Source organism: Mucilaginibacter sp., from assembly GCF_039921305.1.
Taxonomy (GTDB): Bacteria; Bacteroidota; Bacteroidia; order Sphingobacteriales; family Sphingobacteriaceae; genus Mucilaginibacter.
This window is the reverse complement of sequence record NZ_JBDSCA010000065.1, coordinates 41,093-66,919: the sequence shown is the minus strand read 5'-3', so window position 1 is coordinate 66,919 and position 25,827 is coordinate 41,093. Positions and strand designations below refer to the sequence as shown.

Genomic DNA, 25,827 nt, shown 5'->3' with positions numbered 1-25,827 from the left:
TTCCAAATTAAGATTTACTTAATTTCACTTGACATTTTAGTTTTTATAAACCTTTGTTATAACGAATCTTATCTACAACATAAAAAAATATTAGAATAATAAAAATTATAAAGAAGTTAGCAATCTCAGAATTTTCATACAAAAACATCAACAGAAAAGACGTAAAAAAGCCCGGCCTTCAAATCAAAGATCAATAATATTCATCAATTTTTGACAATGTTGCCTAAAAAAGCTGTAATCCATATCTTTAATTTTCAGCTTTAAATTGAAGATATGTTGTGTTCCGAATCTAATTATTCCGATACCACTACTCACATTAATTACTTTCATGTACAATCGTTTGTCAAACATTCTTAAATGCGCCCAAGCTTTCCAACAATCGTTTGTCAATTCCCCAGAAATTTCTAGTGAATTTTGATATTCAGGGATAATGTTGTCACACATTATTACTCCGTCATCATTCAAATTATTTAAAGCTTTTTTTATCACCTTTAAAAATTGTCTATGCTGCATCGGGGTATTAATAAAGATGATATCAAATTTGACATTCCCAATCATATCTTCTGGATTTTTAGCCGTAATAAATGTCACTCCTTCCTGTATGAATGATTTTATAGTTATACCTCCTTTCGTATTACAATTTATTTTGTCAACATGTGAAATCGACGTATCTGAAATGATCTCTAAATAAGTAGTATATCCATGAACACAGATGAGATTGTTTATAAAACTGGAATGTGAAATTTTTTGCACCCGTTCGTTGCTATTTGGTATTATTTCGATATAATCTTTATTTAAATAATCAACAAGTATATTTTCACATGAATTAGCAATATCCATTTTACCAGATAATTGTTCTAAAAAATGGGAAACCTCGCCAACCGTTTTTGGTGAGGTCAAATAATTCAGTAGATTATAATGACTTATATTTATTTTCTGTATCCTAGAACAAAAATTTTCATTAAGCATTAAATAAAAACCTTCAGTCTGCGAAATAACCCTTTTTTTGTTTAATCTAAGCAGAAGAGCAAGACTCTCTTGCTTCATGATTGCTGAATACCATTTAACGATCTTTTTCCGAAACATTTTATTTATAATAATTAGGATCCGATCGTGCGTAGGATTCAAAATATTGACGGGCTCACATAATAATACACTCTGTAGTTGGCTACTAATATTGGCACCAGTCCATTTTTGATAAAATGCTTGGGTTGTGTATTTAAAAATCGAATCTGATGGATCAGAAACGTAAACGTACTTGTCTGTTATTTTGAATATTACAATAAAATGTCCTTTTAAATGACAAATGCAAGGGAATTTGGCGATAACCTTTAGTTGTGTAAAACTCAATTTTAGAGCAACACATTTAAACCCTATTACTGATGCTGCACGATTAAGATTCAGCAAAGTAGTGCCATTGTCCGTCTTTTTACATAAAACTTTTAAAAAATTATAATCATAGGTGACATTATAATATTTAGAAATGGTCCTTAAACACGTGGGGCCACAACCTCCTTTTTCCACTTGAATAAAATGAGCCTTTTTTAAATTCATTTGATTTAGGAAATAAAGACTTCAGATATTAGTATTTATGAACATTCAATTTATTTTTGGCTTGGCGTAACTTCAGCCAAAGTTTTACATTCTTTCTGTAAAAATATTCCACAAAACATTCGATTGTCATAAAGTGAATGGAAAGCAAGTAAATTGATATTAATCGGAATAAGTCGCCTATTATAATATATGTCGGAGTCAATCCCCAATATTTACTCAAACTTAGGAATTGAAATCCTCATCTTTATAAAAAGAGAAAATTAACTCATTTGTATATCCACCTCTGCGATCTTTTATAAGAACATTTTGAGAATCAAACAAAAATTCTTCAAGTTGGAAGTTTTTGTTTTTGATTGTGGAAAATAGCAGCTTGATGCTCAATTCATCTTTGAAATTAATGATCAATTTGTTATCGTTTTGAACCAAATAAACTTTATCAGGGATGTTCTTTGATAATTTAAAATCAGCAAAAAAATTAATAAATCCGGGTTCCTCTATTTTCGGACATTTTAACATATCATTACGGGAAATGTTCCAAAGGGCTGGACAAATAATTGAATTTTTATAACGAATCCTCGGAAGAAAGGGTTTGCTGCTTAGGTATGGCCCCCAAGTAAAGCCAATAGAAGTGCGTCCAGTTGGGCATTGAATAGCACAAAGAAAATGATAAAGTGGCAAAGCGTTGTAACTATAGTTGTGTGCATTTGTTAGCCTAGGAATTATCTCTTTGTCTAGGGTCTTTGACCTGATTATTAGTTGTTTACCATTTTTTGCTGACACCATTAAATCACGAATAGATATTGTAAATTCCTTGTCAACTGACTCTTTAGCTAGAAACGGTATTTCATACCGTCTTAATTGTGGCCTGTATAAGATATTCCCTGTTCTCGATTCAGGTAAATGAACAATTTCTGCTATTATTTTATCATCACCTATTATCTGATCTTCTATTTTTATAATCTTTCGTACATGTGTTTCTATTTCTTGATTATAACAGAAGCGAGACAATAATTTCGCAGCCGACGGACCATTAGCGGAACTCATTCTTATCAAAACTTCGTTACTATCCTCGTTTAGGCGGAGTACTTCTACCATAGAACTAAGCGTAGGGGGTAAGTTGGACCAATCTTCAGAGAAATGACTAACATCTTCGTCTGTTAACACAACCTCATCTTGCTTATCTTTTATAAATTCATAATACTTTCTAAGAAATAGTTCGCCAATGGGATCGACTAGAAAATTCCCCTGACTTTCAAAATTTTGAAATTTAAACCTGTTGATAAGAGGGTTTATATCACCGTCGCCTTGTCGCAAATTATGAAATCCAATTCCAATATCTGAATCTAAAGCTTCTACAAGTGGAATCTCTTCATTTTCATACCGAAGATAAAAGTCATCCTTGAATTTCTTTAATATTTCATTTTCTTTATATGGGGATAACTTATTTAAAAGAGCAAGAGTACTTTTTACTTCTTCAAAAATTAGACTACTTATGGTTGCTTCTGGAACATTTAAGTATAAATCTGTTTGAAATAAATATTTTTTATCATAATCTAAATCAAGTGATTCAATAATATTTTCTATGTTTTCTAAAGCATCCTTTCTTTTCCCAATCTCTGTAAAATCTATTTCCCTTAGACTTGTTTTAGCCATTTCTAATATTTTTAAGACGCTTGAATCTTTCGGTGATAAATTAGCAATTTGAAATATATCATTTAGAGCATCACGACCGATAACGGTAGGTTCTAGCTCACTAATTAAAATTTGATTTTCCACCAAAGTCTCTATAAAATCCTCAAAATCCTGTCTGATCAATTCCTTATCTTGCAAATTATCCAGCACGTCATCTATTGATTTAGGTTTATCGAATTCATTGAGAATTTTATTTATATAATCATCTTCCCCAACGGAAGAAAGATAATATTTAAGTTTGTTTTTTGTATAAATACGCTCAATATACCTGTGTTCTGTCCCTACTTTATAGAGACTATTATTAGCTTTATATTTTATTTTTTTTATTATAGCTTTATCTTGACTGAGTTTTTGTGCGACTAATGCTATAAAATTCATATCAAATCTTGTTTGAGTCATTAAAACTCGCGAATTAAAGTCAATTATAGATTTATTACCAAAGTTGGCTAGTCCACAGCCCGCAAATAAGCCAAACGGCGTACAGCGGCTACTCATTCTTGTTAAATATTTATAAAGACTTATTTGGATAGTAATTGGCATTTGATCAACGTTCGAGTAAATATGTTTACTCGACTCTTTATATAAGTCAGGTGAAGCAATATAAAGAGCATCCCTAAAAATATCACTTGTGAATATGGAACGATCGCCAATAAAATTAATTGGGAATATTGGACTCCTATAAACGACCTGTTGAAAGAATTTATATTGTATATTTCTGTGAGATTTCATAATGCATTGAAACAAATTTCATACTGACTAAATTAATGGATATTAAAAAATTGCCGCCCTTTTTAACAGGGTTCGATTTATTACTTAATAATTTAAGGAGTGACAAATTATATATTTTTACCAATGTGTAAAATAAAAATTGTAGCTTTAAATGCGGTAGTTTTTATATTGATAAGTAACTGGATTTATTAAAAATGAGTTTCTATTTGCCTGCTTTATTTAGATTGAAGTTTTTTGAAAAAGTTGCCGGAATAAACAGTGACAGTTTAAATTCGCTAGATTGTTATATCTTTCATAAGTAAAAAAGCAAAAAGAGCGTTTGATTTGCGCCACTGTCAGCATAGGCAATGTAATTAACATGATAAAGTGAAAATAATAAAAAAAAATCATTCTAACATAGATTTTTTTAAATAATAAGACTTTAAATAATAAAGAATTATTTGACATGAGAACAATTTCCATAAACCGAACAATGGCCATTTTTTAAATTGCGCTGGTTGCTTTTATGATTAAGCTTTTAATACTCATTAATTGATATATGCATTAGAAGATTAGACCTGCCTTAAAGTTCACAAAACACAAAACTAGATTCAATTAGCGATGAAAATATTAATAAAAATGAGAATATATCTCCAATTCATGCTTTTTTTCATCACAAGTATTGCCTATTGCCAAGATTCTGAGATCAAGCAATATATAAAGGAAAATTCTATAAGGATTGACACATTGACTGATGATAATTATCTTAGGAATTTTGAAAAATTTAGTGACATATTAAAATCCAAAAAAGTTATTGGTTTAGGCGAAGCCACCCACGGTACGCATGAGTTTTTTCAATATAAATATTACTTACTGAGATATTTGGTTGAAATGTGTCAGGTAAAAAACTTTGGGATAGAGGCAAATTATACGGAATGTCGAGTTGTAAACGACTATATTTTGTATAGTAAAGGAAACATAGAAAATGCCATTTCAGGCTTACATTTTTGGACTTGGGATACAAAGGAAGTATTGACTATGGTAAAATGGATGCACGATTATAACCGTCAAATGCTTCCAAATAAGAAACTTAAATTTTATGGATTCGATCTCCAATATGATGAAATGGCAAGAGATTCAATTTGCAAAAAAATAAAAATCTTGGATAGTGCTTATTTCTATGCGCATTTTAAAATGTTGTTAAAAATTGATTTTAAAACGTCTAAAAGCGACACATCTTTCTTTAACAGATATATTAAATGTCATTCTTTATTGGATAGTTTGAAGGGCTATATAAGTACAAAGCGAATTGATCTGTCTGAAACTTTCAATAGTGACCAAATCACTTCTTTATTCGCGGATATTCGACTGATAGAAGAGTGTTTAGAAGTTAATATGCTATTGGCTAAAGGTAATGCTTTGGAGGCGAGCCATTTGAGAGATAAATTTATGTGTGAGAATATTAGGTCAATTGTAGAAAGTACTCCGAATAGTAAGATTGTCATTTGGGCACACAACGGACATATTAGTAAAGTTGAGCCCCACATGGGCTTTTATTTAAAAGAGACGTTTGGTACTAGTTATTATGCTATTGGCTTTGACTTCAATGGAGGGCGATTTCGTGCTATTGATCCTATAACGCATCAATTAGTTACTTTTTATATTAAAAACAGCAAAAGTGGTTCAAGTGGTAACTTTTTTTCAAATATAAAAATTGGCAATTTCTTTATTGATCTTGACAAGGCGGAAAATGCAGATGGTGCGACAAGCAGATTTTTCAATAAAAGTATCTCTCAACTAAGCATTGGAGCTGTTTTTTTTAAGAATAATGATCGCAGATATTACTTAGAACAATCTTTGTATCAACAGTTTGACGGTCTCTTCTTTATAGATAAAACAACTCCGTCAATTGCAATTAAATGATTGGTGTGGAGACATTAGAAACATTAACACAAGAATAGGATCTCCTCCCATTTACTCATTATTTCTGTACCATTTTTTGTCGAGGATAGCAAAAATGCACCAACACCCTCTAAGCCTGATAAGAAATCATAATTTATAGCAATCCCACCTTGGGATCCTAAGTCAAATAAGTATCCTGCTGAACCGGCCTTTTTACTCCCTCCAAACGCCAACGTAGCATCTAGCCAAAACAAATAAGCTTGTTTTAAGAGTTCACTCCCAGTCAATTTGTACAATTTAAGATACATAAACCCCACACCACTACTTCCATGACAAAAAGCGGCATCAGTTATATTGGTCTCTTTGAAATCCTTTCTTGTAACAGTGTTATGAAGCATATTCAAAAACATCTCAGCATAAGCCTCATTATTTAATATACTTGCTACATTATAAAGTGTATACAAAATGCCTAGATCTCCGTAACACCATGCTAATCTCGAGGTATAGCCATGTTCATCAGGAATCGTGTAATCGCCAATTCTTACAGAAGCCGGATAATATGATTTAAATTTTTCAATATCTTGAATGTTGTTTATGTAAAATCTTAACAAACCTTCTATAAGAGACTTGCACAAATCCTTTAAAATACCAGCCTGGTAACATTTAGTCAAAAAGTACAGGATTCCAGCATTACCATGAGCCAAACCAAAGTCATATATAGTGTCATGCATTATGTATTTATCATACCTTGTCCATTTAATCTCTTTCTCAGTTTTTTTCGCGCACTGATCAAGAGAATACAATATCTTACATATAGCGGCATTTTTTTGTCGTTTTATCAAAAAAAGTCCGATACCCAGTGCACCATGTAATAAATCAAAATTACTGGCCAGCAGAAGGTCTGTGAGCTTCTCTTCTAATACATCTTCAACTTCTGCAATATAGTCTTCAAAATCATTACCGATTAAGTGATTTTTGGTAAGATAATCTAAAAGCCATCCCCAACCTGAAATACCTGAACAATGAGATAAAAGTAACGAGTTTGAACTTGTAATTGACTCAACAGTCTCGTTTAAGCTACTCAAAAGGTGTTTTTTAAAAATTTCTTTTCCGAATATCTGATAATTTAAAGCGTAATATAGCGTAATTCCACTTTTTCCAGCTAGCAAAGATATTCCACCACTTTTATTTTTTTCAGATACGATAGACTTCTCTAAGAGAACAAGATTTATCTGTTCAATTTTTGCTATTACTTCTTCGTTCTTAAAATCGTCCATGATAGTATATTTTGATCACGTATTTTAAACATATAATTATTTTCAACTAAGTAAACTTAAATCACAATCTATTCCTTAAGCGGCAAAGGCCTTAAAGTTGGCGTGTTAATTGGGCCTCCTGCGATTTGTAATATTTCTTTAAAAAATAATAAATTATATGCTCATTTATAGGTTGCTTGGTCCTGAAAAACCTATTTACAACCATATGCAAGACACTATTCAATAAAAATGACAATGATACTGAAGATTCAGTTATGGAAATTATATTTCGTAATGCAAATTGAAAGTCGTTTAATTCTGGGTATATTTCATTTTGTAAAATATGTTTTTGCTCCAAATACTCTTTTAACGGCTTTCGGTTTTCTCTAAATATCTTGTCCAAATTTACGATTTCACTTTTTGTGAATGTGCGATTGATTATTGAGTTGTTTAAGCAAAACTCGAAGAATGTAATTTTTGCATTTAAAGAAAAACCAAAGTCATCAACTACAGTATTGATATACTGAGCGCAAAGTAACCATCTTAACGAATCATCACCGGACATTGTAATAGCTTGAAGGCAATCCCAGCTATGTTTGCTAAAGATTGTTTCAACACTTTCAATCGTCAATTCACCATATCTCTCCAACTCCCTATTATATGTATCAACACAAATTTTTGAGATCACCCTTGCCTCAATGAATTTGCCGAACGATTCATTCATTAAAATAATAACATCACCAATAAATTTCAAATCAGTAACTAAGAATCTAATCCTCAAATGATGGCTTTCATCTATATAACGAGTGAAAAAAAATTTTTTGATTTTCTTGCTGCCGTATAGCGAATTAGCCATGGGCAGTATAATATCGATTAGAAATTCCTCTAGTTTATTTGGCCCTGAGTATATCTTGTAATATATCCACTCGTCACCTAATAAAAATTTTCTTCTCATCTAAATATACTATTATCGTATAAATAAAATAAAATAAATCATTTTTTCAAAATATTTTTTGTTATTTTATTTAATAATAATTAGATTTACTTATAAACCATATTAACCAAAATAATCATGAAAAAACTTCAGTTAAATAAGAGAGTAATTGCTAAATTATCTGATGCTGAGCAAAGTGCGATAATTGGTGGAGATGCCGTTACAACTTCTTTGAGCGAATGTACAAAGTTTATATGCTGTGGGCCCGGTTGTGAAGCAACTTACGATCTTTGTGCAAGCGAGGAAGCTTGTACCGTCTCTTGTGACTATCCTGCGACCTGTGTTTCTTTTGATTTGTGTACCTTTCCCGACATCTATTGTACACCTTTAACTAGTTACTATAAATGTTAAAAGAAAATTTATCAAATATTATTTTAACAATATTCTTCGATTAAGATATATTTTATGATCAATTGGACTAATTCTCTATGGGTTTAGGTACAACATGGTGTTATTAAATTATTTAATAGCAGATTTTACATTTTATGAGCATTAGAGATAGTAAGATATCTTTCTGCACTGTGTGCATGAATAGAGCTGAGCATTTAAAACTAACATTACCAGCGAATATTGAAAGCAATAAAGATTACAAAAACATAGAATTCTTAATCTTGGATTATAATTCGGAAGACGACGTTCAGGATTTTGTTATTAAAAGCTTTCCTTCGGAAATTGAAAACGGAAAACTTGTATACTATAAGACGCTGACGCCTGACGTATTTAATAGAAGTCACTCACGAAATTTAAGTTTCAAACTCGCTACAGGTGAGATAATATGCAATATTGATGCTGACAACTTTACTGGGGATGGCTTTGCCTCTTTTATAGCCCAACAATTTAAAATAGATTCAGACATATTTTTATCAGCATTTGAGAAAAACAAAAGTAATTCTGGCGATGTACTAGGAAGGATATGTTTAAAAAAGGAACATTTTCATAAACTAAGAGGGTACGATGAGCGAATGGAAAATCATGGTTTTGAAGACACTGATTTTGTAAACCGTTTAATACTAAGCGGTTTAAAATCATTCGTTATTCCTGCCGACAAAGGATTTCTTCACGCCATCAAACATGATGATGGATTAAGGATTAAGAATGAAAATTTATTAAAAAATCTGAATATTCTTTTAGTGAGCTATATTAGCCCAGCCTGTACAGAATTTTTGTTTATTAATAAAAACGAAAAATTTAAAATATTTACTTTGATTGATAATAAAGCTTTTGATATCATCAATTCAACACGCACTTATGATGAACAAGGTTATGTCCTTTCTTTGGCAAAAGAATTAACTTACGAAGGAGGATACTCATTCTCAGAAGCGAATATTGTTCTGAATATCAATAACCAGTCTACGCTCCTTGCGAAGCAAATCGATTTAAACAATAGTTCCTATTTTATAACAAATAATGAGAAGGAGTTCTTCATCATTACAAACCCTCAAAATATTCAAAGTATAATCTTGTGCATAAGCCAACTTTATAACAGACTAATTCTGACTGGCAATGTAACCTTGGGTGAAGCAGTAGTCAATACTGATTTTTTTGGAACAGGGATTGTTTATAAAAACGGTGAATTTTCCAAACCGATTATTATCAACTAGTAACAAATGACTGGAGTCTTCATTTTCTACAATCAGGCGGAATGGCATATTTTAATAAACAATGTTATAAGACCAATTTTCTTTGATCTTCAAAATGACAAAGTTTTAAATAGGTATTATTTATTCTTTGGCAAACGAAAAGGCGATCATATTAAAATTGTCGTAGAGGATTGCGACTCACACTCGCTTGAATCTGTATATGACAGATTAGAAAAATTTATAAAAGCATATCCCTCAGTTAATAAGACTACAAGATATCCGTTAGAAGCCCTTTTTAAGAATTTCCCTAACAACAGCATAATCAAATATACTCAACTTGTGTCCAATGTAACCAATGATTTAAGCTCATTTCGCTGTAGAATATCAGAGATTTTAGTACAAGCCTTGTGTGAGGAAGTGTTCAGTCTTGAAGTATTGTTCACTTTTCTTATCTACATTCAGCTTACTATATTAAGACTCAATTTCAACAACTTTTATGATGCAAAGCCTGCAATGAACGAAATTGTAAAGCGCATTAATTTTAATAAAAATATTGAATACAAAAAAGAAAATATAATCCATGTTGCTCATTTATTTGAAGGTAATGTCGAAACCCTGAAAGAAATCGTTGACGAAATTTGGAATGATCGAAATGTAAATCAGCATGGTTGGTTAAAGGAATGGGAAACCAATTGTAATTCATTTTTAGAAGGTGACAAACCTTTTGTAGATACGTTTATACTTATTATGGCTGTGTGTTGTGAGCATTTGGATATAACTTTAGAAAGTTACGTTCCTGAATCACTGTTGCTATTGCTCGATCTATAAATAATAGTGTAATTTATGTCTATCGTTTAATTGACCTAAAAATATTCACTGAACTTTACAAACCCGTTTTAATTATTAGGCTAATTCAATGAAAATGCATTGGTCAAACTTGCTAAATCATGATATTATTTTACTCATGTCTAATCATTACTGATCCTGCATTGTGTTATTAGCTAGGTAAATTCTTAAAAAGGCTTTCTTAAATTAAGTCTTAAAACATCATTAAATTTAATATTGTTAATAACCCGTACAAAATGGATACTATGAAAGAGACATATGTGAATTGAGATTTTTATTATTTTTCTCGTGATAATAACTTTTTAAGCCGCCCAAACTTTATGCGTAACGCCATCTTTTTAACATTCGACGATCACTATCTTAAATATGCATTTGTGTGTTTAAATAGTATTAAAGAGAATTATCCAAATCATCCAGAGATATTGATTTTCTACGAAGGTCAAGACGCTTTTGTACTTAAATCGATAGATGCCATTCCTAACTGCAACATAATTCAATTTAACCTTGAATTTTTAAAGGAATACAATATTAAGTTAACTGATTGGACTACTAGTAAAGTTCTTATTAGGTATATATTATGGACGCCACAGTTTGATGAGTATGATAATATTTTACATATAGATGCCGATACCATTATTTGCAAACCGCTCGACGAGATATTTTCCAATACGGATTTTTTTGCAGTTAAAGACTATACTCCTTTTGGATTTTCTGGTTTTAAAAAGGAATTTAGTAGTAACAAAGTACTTCAGAAAATGTTGGCCGCAGACAATTTTCCCTTTTCACCAAGTGAGTGTTCGATGCTAAACGCCGGAGTTTTCGTAATCCCTAAAAAATATCGTACCAAAGCCCATTTCGAAAAGCTACTCGAATTGTCGAAGAAATATAGCTTCTATGCGAACTTTGCCGATCAAACTATAATATCGTTATGGTGTCACTACAATCTAATTGACTTTTCTGAAAATCTTAGATTTAATTTTCAAATGTGCTTTTTTAACAATCTAAGTTTTTTCCGGGGAATTTCTGATTTCGAAGAAATCATCTCAGATATTCACATCTGTCACTTCACTTGGTGGAAGCCCGAAAGCAAAATGTATAAGGCATTTTTGATTTCTATTAATTGTTTTCAAACTATAAATTATCAATACGAATATTATTTAAATAGAAATGAGTAAGATTCAAGCTTCGTTGATCAGTATCATAATGTCTGTAAAAATCGAATCTGAAGATCGATTGAGAAATCTCAAGATTAATCTTGATTTTTATAAATCTTACTTTGAGGATTATGAAATTATTATTGTAGAACAGGGTGAGGTTAGCAGCTTGGGTGAAATTAACTTCGATCGCAAAATTCGACATTTTTTTATCCCTACTTTAAGTTGTCATTATAAGGCACACAATCTTAATCTGGCGACTAGCCTGGCAACGCGCCAGATTGTTATTATGACAGATGTAGATGTGATTTGCAATCCTTCTAGTATAAAGAAAGCTATTCAGTCGATTCAAAATGGCTCTTCATTCATCGCCCCATATAATGGTATTGTAGCGGAAATCAGTAAAGGTATGTCTGTTATGAGGATTGAAGAAATTGTCAGTAATCTTGCATACTTCCCTAAAAATTTTCAGAATGATCTCAAGTCTTATGATTACAGTATGATTAAGCCAATGTTTGGAAATATGAATTATAATAATACAGGGGGCTACATCATTTATACAAAAGAGGCATTTTATTCGATAGGAGGATGGAATACAAATTTTATATCTTACGGCTATGAAGATATGGAATTTGTGTATAGGATTCATAAGTTAGGTTATGAATTAGTGCGATATGAAGAATACAATATTTATCATTTGGAACATTCGAGATCATATGAGAGTTATTACAATAATTTCTATCGGATGAATGAAGCAGAATGGTTAAATGTTAAATCTATGAATACAACCAATCTTCTTAAATATGCTTTAAATGGTTTTAGGAAAATTATTTTCGACAATAATTTAGAAACAAATTTGATAAATACAGAACGCGCGTTTCTTATCGAAAGTAAAACTTCAACAAAAATCGACTTACTAGATTTATTGATCATTATTCCTGTTTATATGCCGGAAATCAAGAATTTGGGCTATTTAACTTTATTAATTTATTATTTCGAACAGTATTTCAGAAATTATGAAGTAATAATAGTTGAAGGTGAAACGAGAAATTGTAAATATTTAAGTACAAAAAAAAACACTCGCTATATTTGGCTTGGCACAGAAAGTTATTGCGAAAAAACTGCTATTGATCGTGCTTTAAAAGAATCATCAAAAAATATTATTGCCATATGGGATTACCGTACAATGATTAATCCATCACTTTTGGTAAAAAAACTACGTTATACGATAACTCATAAAGTTAACACTAAGATTAAGGATTATAACTGGTATTTAAAAAAGTGTGATAAAATCCCAGGACATGGAGTGTTGTTGTTAAATCAAACGGATATTACCAGAAATCATAATTCGCCTTAAAATGTAGCCAGATTTCTTACTTAATTATACCTTAATATAAAGTACTGCCTTTGTTTGAATTATATAGCAATCCTACAGGAACTGTGCTATTTACTCGTCAACAAAAAATTCACAAAAATCAATAGTTTAAGCAAGATATCATCATAATTATAGAAGATCTTACCGGAACACATCGCAACTAATGATATTCAATTTGTAGTTGTTTCATAATGACTAAATTTAAATCAACAATACATCAACCATGACAATAGCATTATTAATCACTACTTTCAACAGGCCTGGCTATTTGCAAAAGTGTTTATCGTCGTTGAAATATGCAGATTTAAGCCAATTAAGTGTAATCTTGATAATTGATGATGGTAGTACAGATACTGAAACACTAATTATAATAGATAGTTTCGCTGAAACGTTAGGATTTGATAATATAAATGTTATAAAATCAGCAGAAAATGAGGGTATAAAAAAATCTTTATTACTTGGCTATGAATTATTATTCGGGATCGATTATGATAATAATATTTGCGACAGACGTAAATTTGCATGCGATATCGTTATAAATTTAGATAGCGACGCTATCGTGAGAAAGGACTTTGTAGCCAAACTGTTGGAAGCTTATGCGAAATATTCACATAAGTCAAAAATTATCACTGGCTTTCATTCTACAACAAAGAATGCGAATGGCTCAGAACGACATCTAATTATTGATAGGGACGAGTTAACATATCTTAAACGATCTGTCGGTGGTATAAATATATGTATAGATAAAGAGGTATATATAAAAGCGGTTAAGCCAGCTTTATTAATGCCCGGGAACTGGGATCACAATGCTTGCCTTTCCTCGGGTGGAGCATATTGTTTAAAAGAGTCAGTTATCGATCATATCGGCTTTAAGAGCTCAATGAATCATACCGAAAGACCTGACGTAGCAGATGATTTTTATTTTCATCATATAGACAATGTAACATTACTTTGCGTTGATGGTAGAGGGGGCGACTATATTAACTTCCCTATTTTAAAATCAGCTAAAAGAATTAAATTCGCTGCCGTTGTGAAACTGACACCACCTATTAACAATGTGGAACAGTATAGTAGATTCGTGTTAAAAGAATCATACAAGTATATAACCACTACTCACTGTTTAATTGTACAATCAGACGGATATGTAGTTAACCCAGAAGCATGGCAAGATAGTTGGTTGCAATACGACTATATCGGAGCGCCCTGGTGGTACAAGGACGAGTATAATGTTGGGAATGGCGGTTTCAGCCTGAGAAGTAAACGGTTACTGGAGATTTGTGCTGGAGACCCTGTGATAAATCTAACTCATCCTGAAGATCATCATATTTGCAGAACCTATCGGAAATATTTAGAGGAAACTTATATGATATCATTTGCTCCTGAAAATGTTGCTAGCATCTTCAGTTATGAAGGATATAAGCAAAAAGGGAATAAATTTGATGGTCAATTTGGTTTTCATGGTAAGAGATATTTGAATGTTGAAAAGTATAACTCAAAAAAGATGTGTGTTATTAATCAATTTCGGGGGTTGGGAGATATACTTTTTTTGGTACCACTAGTCCGCGCAATAATTAACAATGGTATAGAAGTCACATGGCCTATTCACCCGGAATATATTTCTATTGCAAAACACTTTCCTGATATAAATATGGTTGATATGCAGACAATTGATATTGATTATAGAACTAACGTACAGATGATGACCCGATACGGTGTAGTTTTACCCTATCGATATGCTATGGAAATAATGAAACGTAAGATGGTAGACTGTATGCGTAGCAAATATGAACTGTATGGACATTCATATTTAATGTGGCGAAACTTAACCTGGAAAAGATTTCCTGATAAAGAACAAAGACTGTGTGATTTTTTAAGGCTTCCGACTAAATTTATTTTATTGAATAGGCATTTCGCCGAAGCGAAAAGGAGTATGTCAATTGTACCGGAGATTAAATCAACTTTGCCAATAATTGAAATGGAAACAATACCAGAATATTCATTAATAGATTGGTGCAGTGTTATAGAACGCGCAACCGAGATACATACTGCAAACACGTCGTTACTATATATTTTAGAGATAATGCCATTAACCATGCCTATACATCTTTATAGGCGAGGTATTTCAGGAGAAAATGCTTTCGAACACACTGATTATTTATACACAAAACCGTATATTTTACATTAAGTGTAATGCATAACTAACCAGAGAAACTATAATTAACTGTTTTTTTAGCGTGGAAATATCAATCAATGTAGACAATTTTCAAATACGTATTCTCCCAATACTAAGAACCACAGAGTAATTTAAGATGAATAAGAAATTACTTTATTCACTTTAGGGGTAAATGGGTTATGCTTTAATTTCATGACAAGATTTGCGCTTATCTCAATAGGTTTTAGGAAATATTAGTCACCTACGTTATCATTTAAGGAGGCATTCGCCAGCTGTTGTTAAATATTTATTGTCGTTTTAAGCTTTATTTATACCTATTTCACGTAACTTGTTAGTATCTAAATAGATGATATAAACCTTATGAATGATTCTAATCAACGCAATAAGATATTGTTGATCAAATCCGAAGTGTTCATTCAACATATTTAGAAATTGCCAACACTCGTTTTTAGAAAGGCCACAATTATTTGAATATTGTTGAAATGCTTTCTCCCAGATTAAAATGGAGTTAACATTCAATTTTTCGACGTCCACCCAAATTATTTCAAATATTTCTAAAAATTCTTTTTGGTTTTTTTTGAAAAACATTGTTTCTTGTGAGTTCAAAGTATCATCAATTAAATTGATACTTGAGTAATTCGTGCAATCTGAAAGGATGGTTTGTAAAGAAGCAGTCAAGTCATGATTGTTTTCTGTTAGTTTCTTAATGATAATCAATTCCCAAAACAAAAGAATTGTAGAAATATTGTTAATCTCAACATCTTCGATTTCTCTAAGATAAAGTAGAGTTTTAGAAATAATTTTGTGGAAAGTCCTAATATTCTTGTCCGTCATAATCATATTTGCCATACCGTTACAGCCGAAGTTTATTACATCTTGATTAAGATAAATTCACATGTCATATAATATTGGCATTTTTAGTTACAATATGAGTTATAATTTCGATTATTTTAAATATGGCCAATTAATAAAAAATTGATTATTAATAATTTAGGAAGAAGTCACATTTAACAAGCAGAGTTGATAATTATTAACTATTCGGCACGTAACAAATATAATAATGAATCTCATTATCACTATTTCTCGATTTATTTATTTAAATTATCAAAGATTATAACGTTACCGGCGACACGATGTATTTGTAGGTATTTCTGCCTATGTTTATGAGCTTTCAACGGTATGGACATTACTATTGGTTTTGTGATATAACTCGAAAGTGTAACTGGGAGATTAATTGCTATCAAGATAATTACATAACATTAATTTAGCACCTAAATTAATGTTACGTAATCCACCTCACAATCACAATTTATTTTGTGGGGTATATACAATTTTATAATCTACAGACTTGTACTTAATTTAAATTGTGCTATTATTTGCCTTTATATAGTTAAACTCAACACATGTTAATAATTACAGCAGACGATTATGGGATAACGGGAAAAGTCTCTAAAGGCATTCGAGATTCAATAGAATTTGGCGCTGTAACTTGCACTTCTGTGATGGTGAATTTTGTCTGTTATAAAGATATTAATTTACTTGTTAATCTAAAAAAAAAGACTAAATGTGGAATAGGTTTGCATTTAAACCTGACCCAGGGGAATTCTTTGATTACAAAAAAACCCTTTAAAGAAGAAGAAATACAGGATTTAAGTTTTATCAACTGCGAAATACGAGAGCAATATCGGCTTTTTAAAGATATCTTTTTTGACGTCGATCATATCAATTTTCATCAGGACATACATAATGATATAAAAATTATGCAGGAATTTCTTGCGATGGATGATTTAAAGAACACTCCGGTAAGGTTTGTAAATGTTCTTATGAAAGATATTCTGTCAATTAATAAAAGATTAATAGCAGACCGTTTTGTTAATGTTTTTCCATCAACGGCTAACTCGGCAAATTTTCATTTTTTTTTAGAAAAGGCTATGAATGATCTCTTGGGTAACAAAGACATCATAACTGAATGGGTAGTACATCCAGGATACGCAGATAATAAGTTGCAAAAGTTAGCTCCTGATTATTGCAATCGTCGTGAGCTAGAACTTGCATTGATGTGCAATACTGCACTATTAAATTTCATTAGGGAAAACGATATAATTATGCAGACCTTTAGTCTCCCTGTGACATGAATTATTATTGTAAAAAAATAAACTGTAATGATGAGTTACTAGAATAACCTCAACTGTTTTTCTTTTTTTTTTAACAAAATAACTAACTTACTGAAATATTGCTAATCCAAATTTCTTCAATCTCTTTCAATTTCTAAAAATATGTCATTGTCACATAAAATAATATTTTGCTAACTGGAGTAGCATCGAAATAAAAACGGCAGATTGCAACTGTAATATAATGTTTTGAAAATCTATTATAAATCACTAATTATTCATAGTCTTTATTGTTATTAATAATTAGCAAAACCCATCGGGACTCTAACTTTTTAGATCCATACAATAGTATTAAATTTCGGTAAGCTATTTCAATCGGATTGTAACTATAAATATTCGCTTTATAATTATTCAAATAATAATATTTCTTGGATAGCTTTACCACTCAATTTTACAAATGATCAACCCAAATCCACAACAGTTCCATCAATCCATATCAAAGACTTTGTCATACCTATTAAAACATGGAGGCTTTGAGTTTGACACTGTGTTTACGGTATTTCTTATTTGGGAGTTGATTATTCTAAAAAAATTAAAAGACAAAAATGCCTGGTTCACCGATTTCTTACACAGTATAGTTAATTCGATAACATTTGAAAAGGTAATTCATTATAATAAGGATCGACTCGATCCCAAAATGCATAACTATTTAAAAGAGAATTACATTTTGCTTTTAAATATTTTTGAGCATATTTGGAGAAATGATAGCACAGATAAATTGACCTTTTGGACCCTATGGAAAAAAGAGTGCGACATTCTGTTTGTCGATGAACATACCTTAGAATCAGATTGTATAATGTATCTTAAAATGTTAAATGTACATTTCGGCTATGACGAGGCTAATTTGGCGAACTCTGTATTAATAATTAGTTACATTCAAAGATCTTATGAATTGACCAGAAAAGATAATTCTTGACTACTCTTCTTAGAAGTGTGTATTAGTTGTCCCATATCTTTGTATGTACAAGAATACAATTAATACTGATGAAATTAATTACTTTATATTATTAATCTTCTTAAACTGTATACATATTTAAGATTCGATATTGCGGTGCACACTAACTCGGCTGTTTAGTTTTTTATCAAATAATATTGTATACTTTCTGCCATAATTTGGATTCTATAATTGTTCATTAATAAATGACTCTGTAGTCATTAGTCATCCTTAATATCCTTGAAGCAGAGATTAAAAGGAAAGCTCGATTTAAAAAAATCGAGAAACTGGCGATCATATCTTGACATAGTGAACATTTGGTACCTCATACATGAGGTTTAATTATTCCTGTTTTTACATACGAAGTTTTCTTTTGAAAATAAGCTGCATCTAGACTTAAATAATCACCTAACATTGTTGCGGTTTTTACGTTTAATACGTCTATGCTAACTTCACCTGAAACGAAATCTTCGTAATGCAGTTCTAAATGTGGGATGGCGAAAAGTAATTCGGAGATACATTTTTGCTCTTGCAATATCTTAATTGCTTGTTGTTCAAAGTCATGTAAATCAGGTGGAATTCTTAGATCGGATTTTATTCTTTTTTCAAGTGACATTTCCCCTACTGACAAGTGAGCTCTATATTTGTCGCCATAATAGGCTTTATCACTTCTTGCCTGACATCTACTTAAGGCGACGTTCTTTGGATCTCTGAGAAGGTGGATTATTTTACAAGCGGCTAATTCGCCGCCAACGTTTTTGAATATTTTCAATTGATTATACATTAAAATGGCCACATTTATTTTTTCTCGTACATTTTCACCAGCAAAACCCTCCCGGGAATATCGCAAAAACATTTCGCCTCGGCCGTGTAGATTGGGGTGGTGCTTTAAAAAAGATTCCAAAAGGTGAGTGCCTGAGCGTTGAGTACTTAATATAATGACTTGTGGAAGGTCCATCTATGAAAGTTTTTTTAAATATCTATAACATGGTGATTAAAAATGTAATAGATATGTACAGTTGTATCGCCTGTCAACAATTTCAACTTCAAATGCTCGTAGCGTATATTTTTTTTATCCCTGACTCAATTTGTGCCTAATACCCCTGCAGAAATTCATCAACATATTCATTTTTATTGAGTGCAACCGTAGTAACGAATTGTTTAAGACAACTTTCGTATGATAACCGCCATAGCTGCTCAGGGGGGCAATTATACTGATTAAAGTTTGCATCTCCACGCGTTGCACGCCCTACCCACCTGCTGAAGGACCTGCATTGATAATGATTGATATGTGCTTTGACCGTTTTATTTAGATAAATTTCATTTTTGAAACTGTGATTGTTTGCGTCGACACGAATGCCGCTTTTCAGTTTGCAATGGTGTGGGCTCGTGATCTCTAAAATATCTTTTACCTTAGTAAAAGTTTTCACTCGAATACTCGGCATAAACATTCTTCTGGTCAACGCACTTGTTATTAATATTTCGGGGTCATCATAGTAACCATTGTGGCCAAAGACATGCCAATTCAATGATATGGCTGAAGCAGTTTGAAACTCACTCAGAAAACTACTTAAATTAGAATGTTGGCGCAAAACAATAAATTCATCCACATCTAAGAAGATAACCCATTCAAAAGCCAATATATAGTTTGCGGCAGCGTGTCTATATGCATCCAATTGATTATGAGAGGTCAGATCCCCGGTCCATGGTATAACCGTTACGTATTCAGAATGAAATTTTAACAATTTTTTTAAAGGTAACTCAGGTGAATTGTCGTATAATACAAAATGGTCAATCCCAAGCATCTTATGATAGACTAACCACTCGTCGAGGAATTTTTCTTCATCTTTCGCGATGCCGACTAAACAAATGCCACTAGTAATTTTTGAAATCATATAGTACAACTTAAAATTTATACTGCGGATTTAAATTGAACAGGATCACAGTATTTATAAAAATGCTAATGTGTGAATAAATCAATCGAGTACCCCAATCTTAAACCACATGACGCTTAGTTTCATGATTTATAATCTTTGTCAGTTTATAACTATAGTTATGTGTTTTTAAACCGAGAGAAGAGTCCTGTAATTTTAAATGTCCTTTAATAATCAATGGTATTTCATTCCGCCATATCCAATTTAAAAACAGCCTTGTTCGACTCCCCAAACCTGTCTTTTTGCTCGTAGTCAATGAGTTTGGCCTTTTGAAACGGATGTAAAGGAAATCATCTACATTTCCTATTCTTAACGAAAAATAGGCACGCAAAAGAAATTGGGTGTCATTGCCAAATTTCCTATCAGTAGAAAAGCCACCGGATTTTACATAAGCGGCTTTGGTAATCAGACTAGTTGGATGAAAAAGAGGATGAAAAGAATGTTCTATCCAATCTTTAGCCAGGTTAGTCGGATATCGAATGATTTTTATCGATTTTGAGAACTGATCAATACGTATTTCATGCGACCCTATTAGGTCGAGTTTACGTTTGGTCAACTCTTCAATTTGTTTTTCAAATCTAGAATTAATAGATATATCATCGGAGTCTTGAAAAAAAATGTATCGAGAGTCACTTTCAATTATAGAGTAGTGTCTGGCCAAGTAGGGACCAACCTGTGTCGGATCATTTATATAGCACGATAGTTTATTTTCGAGCACGGTGTGACGATTAACACAGAAATTGTTACAACTTTTTTTTTCATCAAAACATATGTTGATTGTTTTTGGAAGCGAATTACTTACATTTAGATGATGAAGTGTGCGATTAAGCAGTTTGAGTGATCCTTTGTGGGGAATAACCAATAAGGCTTCATTCAAACATTTTTGATTGCGTTTAGATGCATTGATAACATTTTCCTGAGCGCCTATTTGTCTAACATCAAGATTTTTGCTTAACGAATTGTTTAGATAATCATAAGTGAGATCATAGGCTAGCCGCTCAAATGAAATCAGTCTTTTGTGTTTTGATAATAATGCAAATAATTCCGACGATATGAGAAAAGATTGTATAGTTCCATCGACTCTGAATTTTACTCCCGGTGGTGTTATATAAGGTATCAATAAAGAAAGTGGATTAATACTTGATTTTTCTAATATAGAAGTTAGCGTTTTGATAATTATGTCTGGGACGTAATCATCGAAGCTTGATAGAAAAATGACATGCGTGATCTCATTATCTGCACAGGTTTTTTTTGAATATTTCCTTACGTCGCTAAAAGATAACATTTGACTCGAGATCGAATCGGAAATTGAATCGGAAATATAAATTATCGCGTGATGTTCTTTTTTTAGTTCAATTTGACCTATTTTTTCTTTACAGACTGTAAAAAGCAGAATTGGATTCGAAACCATAATCATTGGGACTTACTTATAAATATAATGTCAATTTAATAAATAATTATTTTAAAAATGCAATTTGAAAAATAATTATAAAAGCGTAATGTCAGGTGGAGTTCAATAGCTTCAACCAATGCTGAAAGATATTAAAGTCGCGGGTCGACATAAATATTGATAATGCAACAATTCTGTGTATCATATAAGAAGTATATAATAAAAAAAAAGAAATTCATTTTACGCCTATTAAGAAAGATATAATTTCGTTTCAAACCTAGATGGTGAATAAGGTTTTATTAAAATTGATAAACTGACTTTTCGGATACCGGGGTTAGAACTTATCTTTTCGATCTACATCCTGTTTGTAACCCGGTAGAAATGGTGAATCTTCTATATCTCATTTGAACTGTCAGCATAAAAAAAATTAAAAATTTTTTCTCCTTCTTGGGCTACCTTCCTCTCGTTTTTTTCTGAATTGATTCCAGTGTTTTTTTTTAAAAGGTATAATCTTCCTTGTTCAAAGGCTACCTTTTTACTGTGTCTTATTATCCTAAGGAAGCGTTCTCGTTCGATAAACGCTTTAACGTCCGTTGAAATTCGCCCCCAATTATTGTCTATGAAAGTTTGAGTTTTAACAATAAATACCCCACCTTCAAAAAGAGGGTATTGCAACCGTTGAGAGGGGCTAGCATTATAATCGACATATTCAAATTCATACCTTTCCTTAAAAATATAAAATATAATGTCATCCATAAAATAAATTGACTCGTAGGGATAGCATACATCGACAAGTCCAGATGCCAATCGATTTACACCTCGGAGCAATTGTTCTTTTGAAATCCATGCTGACTGATGCCACCAGCAAAAAAAGGGCGTATCGATATGATCTTTGATTACATTGCTAATCAAGTTTTTATTTTTTAAATTTCCAACTTTTTTCTGAAGAAAAACATGTTGAACATCTTTCTGGTTTTCGATGACTACTAAAGATTCCGATCCTATTTCGAGTACTATAATTTTCTTAGGAGCAATTATTTTAATATATTCAATTAAAGTTTTAATAACTGTGGTGTCTTCTGGAGATACAATTTCGAATTTAAGGAGAACTATGAAGTTAGACTTAATAGTCAGCTGTTGGTTTTCATTAAGAGGAGTAAATTTTGAATTGGAGTTTGCTCTGAAAGTATTTAATATATAATCTAAAAAAGAACCTTTTTCGGGCTTCTTGTTCTTAATGTATTTTTCAATTTTTGCCTTGCTGAATAGGATGATGAAATAACTTTTATCGTTTTTGAATGGGGTGGATACAATGGACGAAATGCTATGCGGAGTGTTCGAAGGCCCAAAATTTTTATGATCTAATATAAATCTCTCAAGCTTATGTTTGAAGACTCCCAACGAAAAAATGTCCCGGCATTCCCACTCTGCCAGTAGGGATTTTTCTTTCGTTAATAGTTCTATCTGCTCCATTAAAAAAATAGATTCCTTTTTGCATTTTAACAGCCCTGTATAGATGAACGCTCTCTTGTTTTGTTTATCAAAAACAGAAGCAATCATGTAAGGTGCATTTTCATTAACTGGCTTCAAACAAATAACATTCATATCTGCCCACCAACCACCATTCCTATATAATAGAGATAATTTAAATAAATGAATAAAAAAGCTTGGATCCCCCGAAGTACTATAACTAACTTCGTTGATTCCTAATATTACTGTGGCATCCTTTAACAATACTCCACCAGGCATGCCACAAACATTGTTGTAAGCATAAAGGTGATATTCAAATCCACTATTTATAAACGAATTTATTGAGCAGATCTCAATATCTAATAATTCAGAATATAAACATAAACTACAAATAACAGGTTTCATTTTTGCTAATATCTAGTAAACATAATAATGTAAACCGAGATAATCGACAATGCTGGTTGTAGCTTCATTTTTATTTTCTCGCATAGTTAACACCAGGCTTAATAAAAAATATATTTGATTACATATCAATTCCGGCCCACATGTTGTATACGTGGATTTATATACTATGTTTTTTTTAATGGAATCACGCAAAAAATCAGCACGTTTACTTTCAAGATGCAGGCCTTTTTGATCACGAGGTGTTAATTTGTACAGATATATCCAATAAGAAAGTTGCCAATTTGATGGCGGACAATTTTGAACATAATCTGCGTCGAAATCTTGTCGGTTTTTTTTTAAGACCTGATCTAAAAATCGTTGGTAATCAGTGTTTTTGAATGTTAAATATGCAATGGCTAAACTTTCTGCGGTGAGCCAGGGATCAAAATGCCTTGTTTTATTAAGAAAATATTTATCTTCCTCAATCAAAACTTTAAGACTTTTAATGCGTTTTTCCACTTGACTTGCAAGCATCACCGAAAAATAACTTAAAGTATTTAAACGGCTCAATAACTTGATGATCGAGTTAAGAGTGTGATAACTTCGACAATCTTGTGTTGCCATTTTCTCAAGCAGATCACACAATAAGTAAATGTCAGCCCAAAGATGTTTTTTGTCAATATTTCTATAATAACTTATCCTATAATATAAATACCAGGCTGATTTGACAGCGCTATTGACATCGATTGTTTGATGCGTTGAATAAATTATAGTATTAAGCTTCATCGCATTATTTAGAATCAGGAAAATATCATTGTCGAGATATCTATGTCTGTTCCGGATGCACATCAACATCACGGCGATATCTTGTTGTTCGGACGGTTTATATCGGTTAAGGTCTGTTCTGAAATTCAGCAAACAACTTTGTAATATTTCCTTCGCTAACGATTCACTTCCAGTCGTACTAGAACTCCTATTATAATTACATAATAAAATATAAAAAGCAAGCCTGTCGGTTAGTAATTGTGAGCAGCGATTAGCAAAGTCATATTCTACTAACTTTTCAATAGAGTTCTTAACATAACTTTGAACGAATGATACGAAAGGTCGTTCCTGCATAGTTTATTTTGGTAAATAGATTATTTTAATAATGAATGGTATAAATTCAACCACTCACTACCTTCTTTGTTAGGACTCAATTGTAAACTTAATTCTATAGCACCCATTGACAATTCATATGCCAAATCATCATTTCTTAAAAGCTCCGAAACGGCATTTCGGAGCGCTATCATGTCGCCTTCGGGTACCAATAACGCGTTCTTTTTATGTTCAAAAACATCTTTTATGCCGTCGATCGCTGTTGAGACAATAGGTAAGCCAATTGCGGCCGCTTCTAATATAGAATTAGGTAGGCCTTCATGTATTGAACTTAAAACAAAAACATTCATCCGCCTCAAATAATCGTTTACTGCATCGTTATCTACAATTCCTGTAACTTCGACTTCTTTGGTGATATCATAATATTCAAGCATCTTTTTAAAACTTCGTTCTCTTTGCCAATCTTTCTTCCTATTTAGCATAAAATCTCCTACTAGAAGCACTTTTTTTCGTATATTGACATCTATATGCGCATAAGCGTCTAATAGAAGCGGAATGTTTTTTTTGGGTCTAAATGTCGCCACTGTGCCTACAACACCCCGGTTGAAGCAATTGAGTTTCCATGACTCTTCAGTAACTTGATTGATGGAGTTGGGTAAAAAAGAGGAGTTGGAGGAGATGTCTTTTAAAGAGCAAGCTAGTTTGAGAATATCCTTACTGACTGAGGTAATCCATGTTGCCTCATTTAATATACGCATCGTTTTTGAAAACAGGTCAGGTTGTCGCATCCAATAAGCATCAATGCCTCTGAAACTTGCGATTACCGGTCGTTTCCCGTCTGCTATTTCAATACAAGGAAACGCTTTAAATAAATAAAAACCGTGAAATATATCGAAATGTATTTGTGCGTCAATTTCTTGGATCACGTGTTTAAAAACTTTGTCTACATCGCTTGACCCGTAAGTGTTTATTCTGTAAATTGTTTTTGAGTCCTCAAACTTACTTGTATATTCACCAACGGCCTTTTCCTTTTCAATGATTGGAGTGAATATATGTACATCGAAGTTTTCTTGAGACAGGAATTTGGTTATTCTTTTTGCCGATTTGCCAATACCACCAATATCCGGTGGATATTCCAGGGTAGCGAAGCAGACTTGATATATTTTATTTGGTATTGTATTCATAAGACAATATGTTCTTCTTACGCACGTA

The 25,827-nt window shown here is 31.9% G+C and carries 19 protein-coding genes; 8 read left to right on the top strand and 11 right to left on the bottom strand.

Going from position 1 to position 25,827, the window contains the following annotated elements; translation table 11 throughout:
• Positions 1–183: 183 nt before the first annotated feature.
• Positions 184–1,554, bottom strand: coding sequence for a cysteine peptidase family C39 domain-containing protein (locus tag ABIN91_RS19280; RefSeq protein ID WP_348053080.1), 1,371 nt, complete (start codon positions 1,552–1,554; stop codon positions 184–186).
• Between the two features lie 222 nt (positions 1,555–1,776).
• Positions 1,777–3,975, bottom strand: a complete 2,199-nt coding sequence (locus ABIN91_RS19275) for a lantibiotic dehydratase family protein (RefSeq protein ID WP_348053079.1) — start codon at positions 3,973–3,975, stop codon at positions 1,777–1,779.
• A 639-nt stretch (positions 3,976–4,614) separates the two neighbouring features.
• On the opposite strand from ABIN91_RS19275, the gene ABIN91_RS19270 reads away from it, so the two are divergent.
• Entirely contained in the window at positions 4,615–5,877 is a 1,263-nt protein-coding gene (locus ABIN91_RS19270) for an erythromycin esterase family protein (RefSeq protein ID WP_348053078.1), read from the top strand.
• A 23-nt stretch (positions 5,878–5,900) separates the two neighbouring features.
• On the opposite strand, the gene ABIN91_RS19265 is transcribed toward ABIN91_RS19270, so the two are convergent.
• Both ABIN91_RS19265 and ABIN91_RS19260 read right to left on the bottom strand, forming a co-directional pair.
• Positions 5,901–7,133, bottom strand: coding sequence for a lanthionine synthetase LanC family protein (locus ABIN91_RS19265; protein WP_348053077.1), 1,233 nt, complete (start codon positions 7,131–7,133; stop codon positions 5,901–5,903).
• Positions 7,134–7,224: 91 nt separating this feature from the next.
• A complete protein-coding gene (locus tag ABIN91_RS19260) occupies positions 7,225–8,067 on the bottom strand; it encodes a thiopeptide-type bacteriocin biosynthesis protein (protein WP_348053076.1) in 843 nt (280 codons plus the stop codon).
• 117 nt (positions 8,068–8,184) lie between these two features.
• Here ABIN91_RS19260 and ABIN91_RS19255 point away from each other — a divergent pair, with 117 nt between their 5' ends.
• The 6 genes from ABIN91_RS19255 to ABIN91_RS19230 all read left to right on the top strand — a co-directional run bounded on the left by ABIN91_RS19255 (position 8,185) and on the right by ABIN91_RS19230 (position 15,246).
• Entirely contained in the window at positions 8,185–8,457 is a 273-nt protein-coding gene (locus tag ABIN91_RS19255; protein ID WP_348053075.1) for a class I lanthipeptide, read from the top strand.
• Between the two features lie 134 nt (positions 8,458–8,591).
• Positions 8,592–9,707, top strand: a complete 1,116-nt coding sequence (locus ABIN91_RS19250) for a glycosyltransferase family A protein (protein ID WP_348053074.1) — start codon at positions 8,592–8,594, stop codon at positions 9,705–9,707.
• A gap of 6 nt (positions 9,708–9,713) precedes the next feature.
• Positions 9,714–10,514: a hypothetical protein gene (locus tag ABIN91_RS19245; protein ID WP_348053073.1), complete on the top strand. Its 801-nt coding sequence runs from the start codon at positions 9,714–9,716 to the stop codon at positions 10,512–10,514.
• 338 nt (positions 10,515–10,852) lie between these two features.
• A complete protein-coding gene (locus ABIN91_RS19240) occupies positions 10,853–11,707 on the top strand; it encodes a glycosyltransferase (protein ID WP_348053072.1) in 855 nt (284 codons plus the stop codon).
• Positions 11,700–13,043, top strand: a complete 1,344-nt coding sequence (locus ABIN91_RS19235; protein WP_348053071.1) for a glycosyltransferase family 2 protein — start codon at positions 11,700–11,702, stop codon at positions 13,041–13,043. Before ABIN91_RS19240 ends, ABIN91_RS19235 begins: the two co-directional genes overlap by 8 nt.
• A gap of 241 nt (positions 13,044–13,284) precedes the next feature.
• Positions 13,285–15,246 carry a DUF5672 family protein gene (locus ABIN91_RS19230; protein ID WP_348053070.1) on the top strand — a complete coding sequence of 654 codons (1,962 nt, stop codon included), beginning with the start codon at positions 13,285–13,287 and terminating at the stop codon, positions 15,244–15,246.
• Between the two features lie 285 nt (positions 15,247–15,531).
• Here the strand turns inward: ABIN91_RS19230 and ABIN91_RS19225 are convergent, their stop codons facing one another.
• Positions 15,532–16,083 carry a hypothetical protein gene (locus ABIN91_RS19225; RefSeq protein ID WP_348053069.1) on the bottom strand — a complete coding sequence of 184 codons (552 nt, stop codon included), beginning with the start codon at positions 16,081–16,083 and terminating at the stop codon, positions 15,532–15,534.
• A gap of 554 nt (positions 16,084–16,637) precedes the next feature.
• Between ABIN91_RS19225 and ABIN91_RS19220 the strand changes: the two genes are divergently transcribed.
• The gene (locus ABIN91_RS19220) at positions 16,638–17,369 is read left to right on the top strand and encodes a ChbG/HpnK family deacetylase (RefSeq protein ID WP_348053068.1); all 732 of its coding nucleotides are present in this window, start codon (positions 16,638–16,640) and stop codon (positions 17,367–17,369) included.
• Positions 17,370–18,664: 1,295 nt separating this feature from the next.
• Here ABIN91_RS19220 and ABIN91_RS19215 read toward each other — a convergent pair.
• The 6 genes from ABIN91_RS19215 to ABIN91_RS19190 form a co-directional block, all read right to left on the bottom strand.
• Complete coding sequence (locus ABIN91_RS19215; protein ID WP_348053067.1) at positions 18,665–19,297, bottom strand: sulfotransferase domain-containing protein; 633 nt, start codon at positions 19,295–19,297, stop codon at positions 18,665–18,667.
• Between the two features lie 136 nt (positions 19,298–19,433).
• Positions 19,434–20,234 carry a glycosyltransferase family 92 protein gene (locus ABIN91_RS19210; RefSeq protein WP_348053066.1) on the bottom strand — a complete coding sequence of 267 codons (801 nt, stop codon included), beginning with the start codon at positions 20,232–20,234 and terminating at the stop codon, positions 19,434–19,436.
• Between the two features lie 100 nt (positions 20,235–20,334).
• Positions 20,335–21,684: a hypothetical protein gene (locus tag ABIN91_RS19205; RefSeq protein WP_348053065.1), complete on the bottom strand. Its 1,350-nt coding sequence runs from the start codon at positions 21,682–21,684 to the stop codon at positions 20,335–20,337.
• A gap of 372 nt (positions 21,685–22,056) precedes the next feature.
• Entirely contained in the window at positions 22,057–23,538 is a 1,482-nt protein-coding gene (locus ABIN91_RS19200) for a hypothetical protein (RefSeq protein WP_348053064.1), read from the bottom strand.
• A 12-nt stretch (positions 23,539–23,550) separates the two neighbouring features.
• A complete protein-coding gene (locus tag ABIN91_RS19195) occupies positions 23,551–24,303 on the bottom strand; it encodes a hypothetical protein (protein WP_348053063.1) in 753 nt (250 codons plus the stop codon).
• A gap of 353 nt (positions 24,304–24,656) precedes the next feature.
• Positions 24,657–25,799 carry a glycosyltransferase family 4 protein gene (locus ABIN91_RS19190; RefSeq protein WP_348053062.1) on the bottom strand — a complete coding sequence of 381 codons (1,143 nt, stop codon included), beginning with the start codon at positions 25,797–25,799 and terminating at the stop codon, positions 24,657–24,659.
• Between the last annotated feature and the right edge of the window lie 28 nt (positions 25,800–25,827).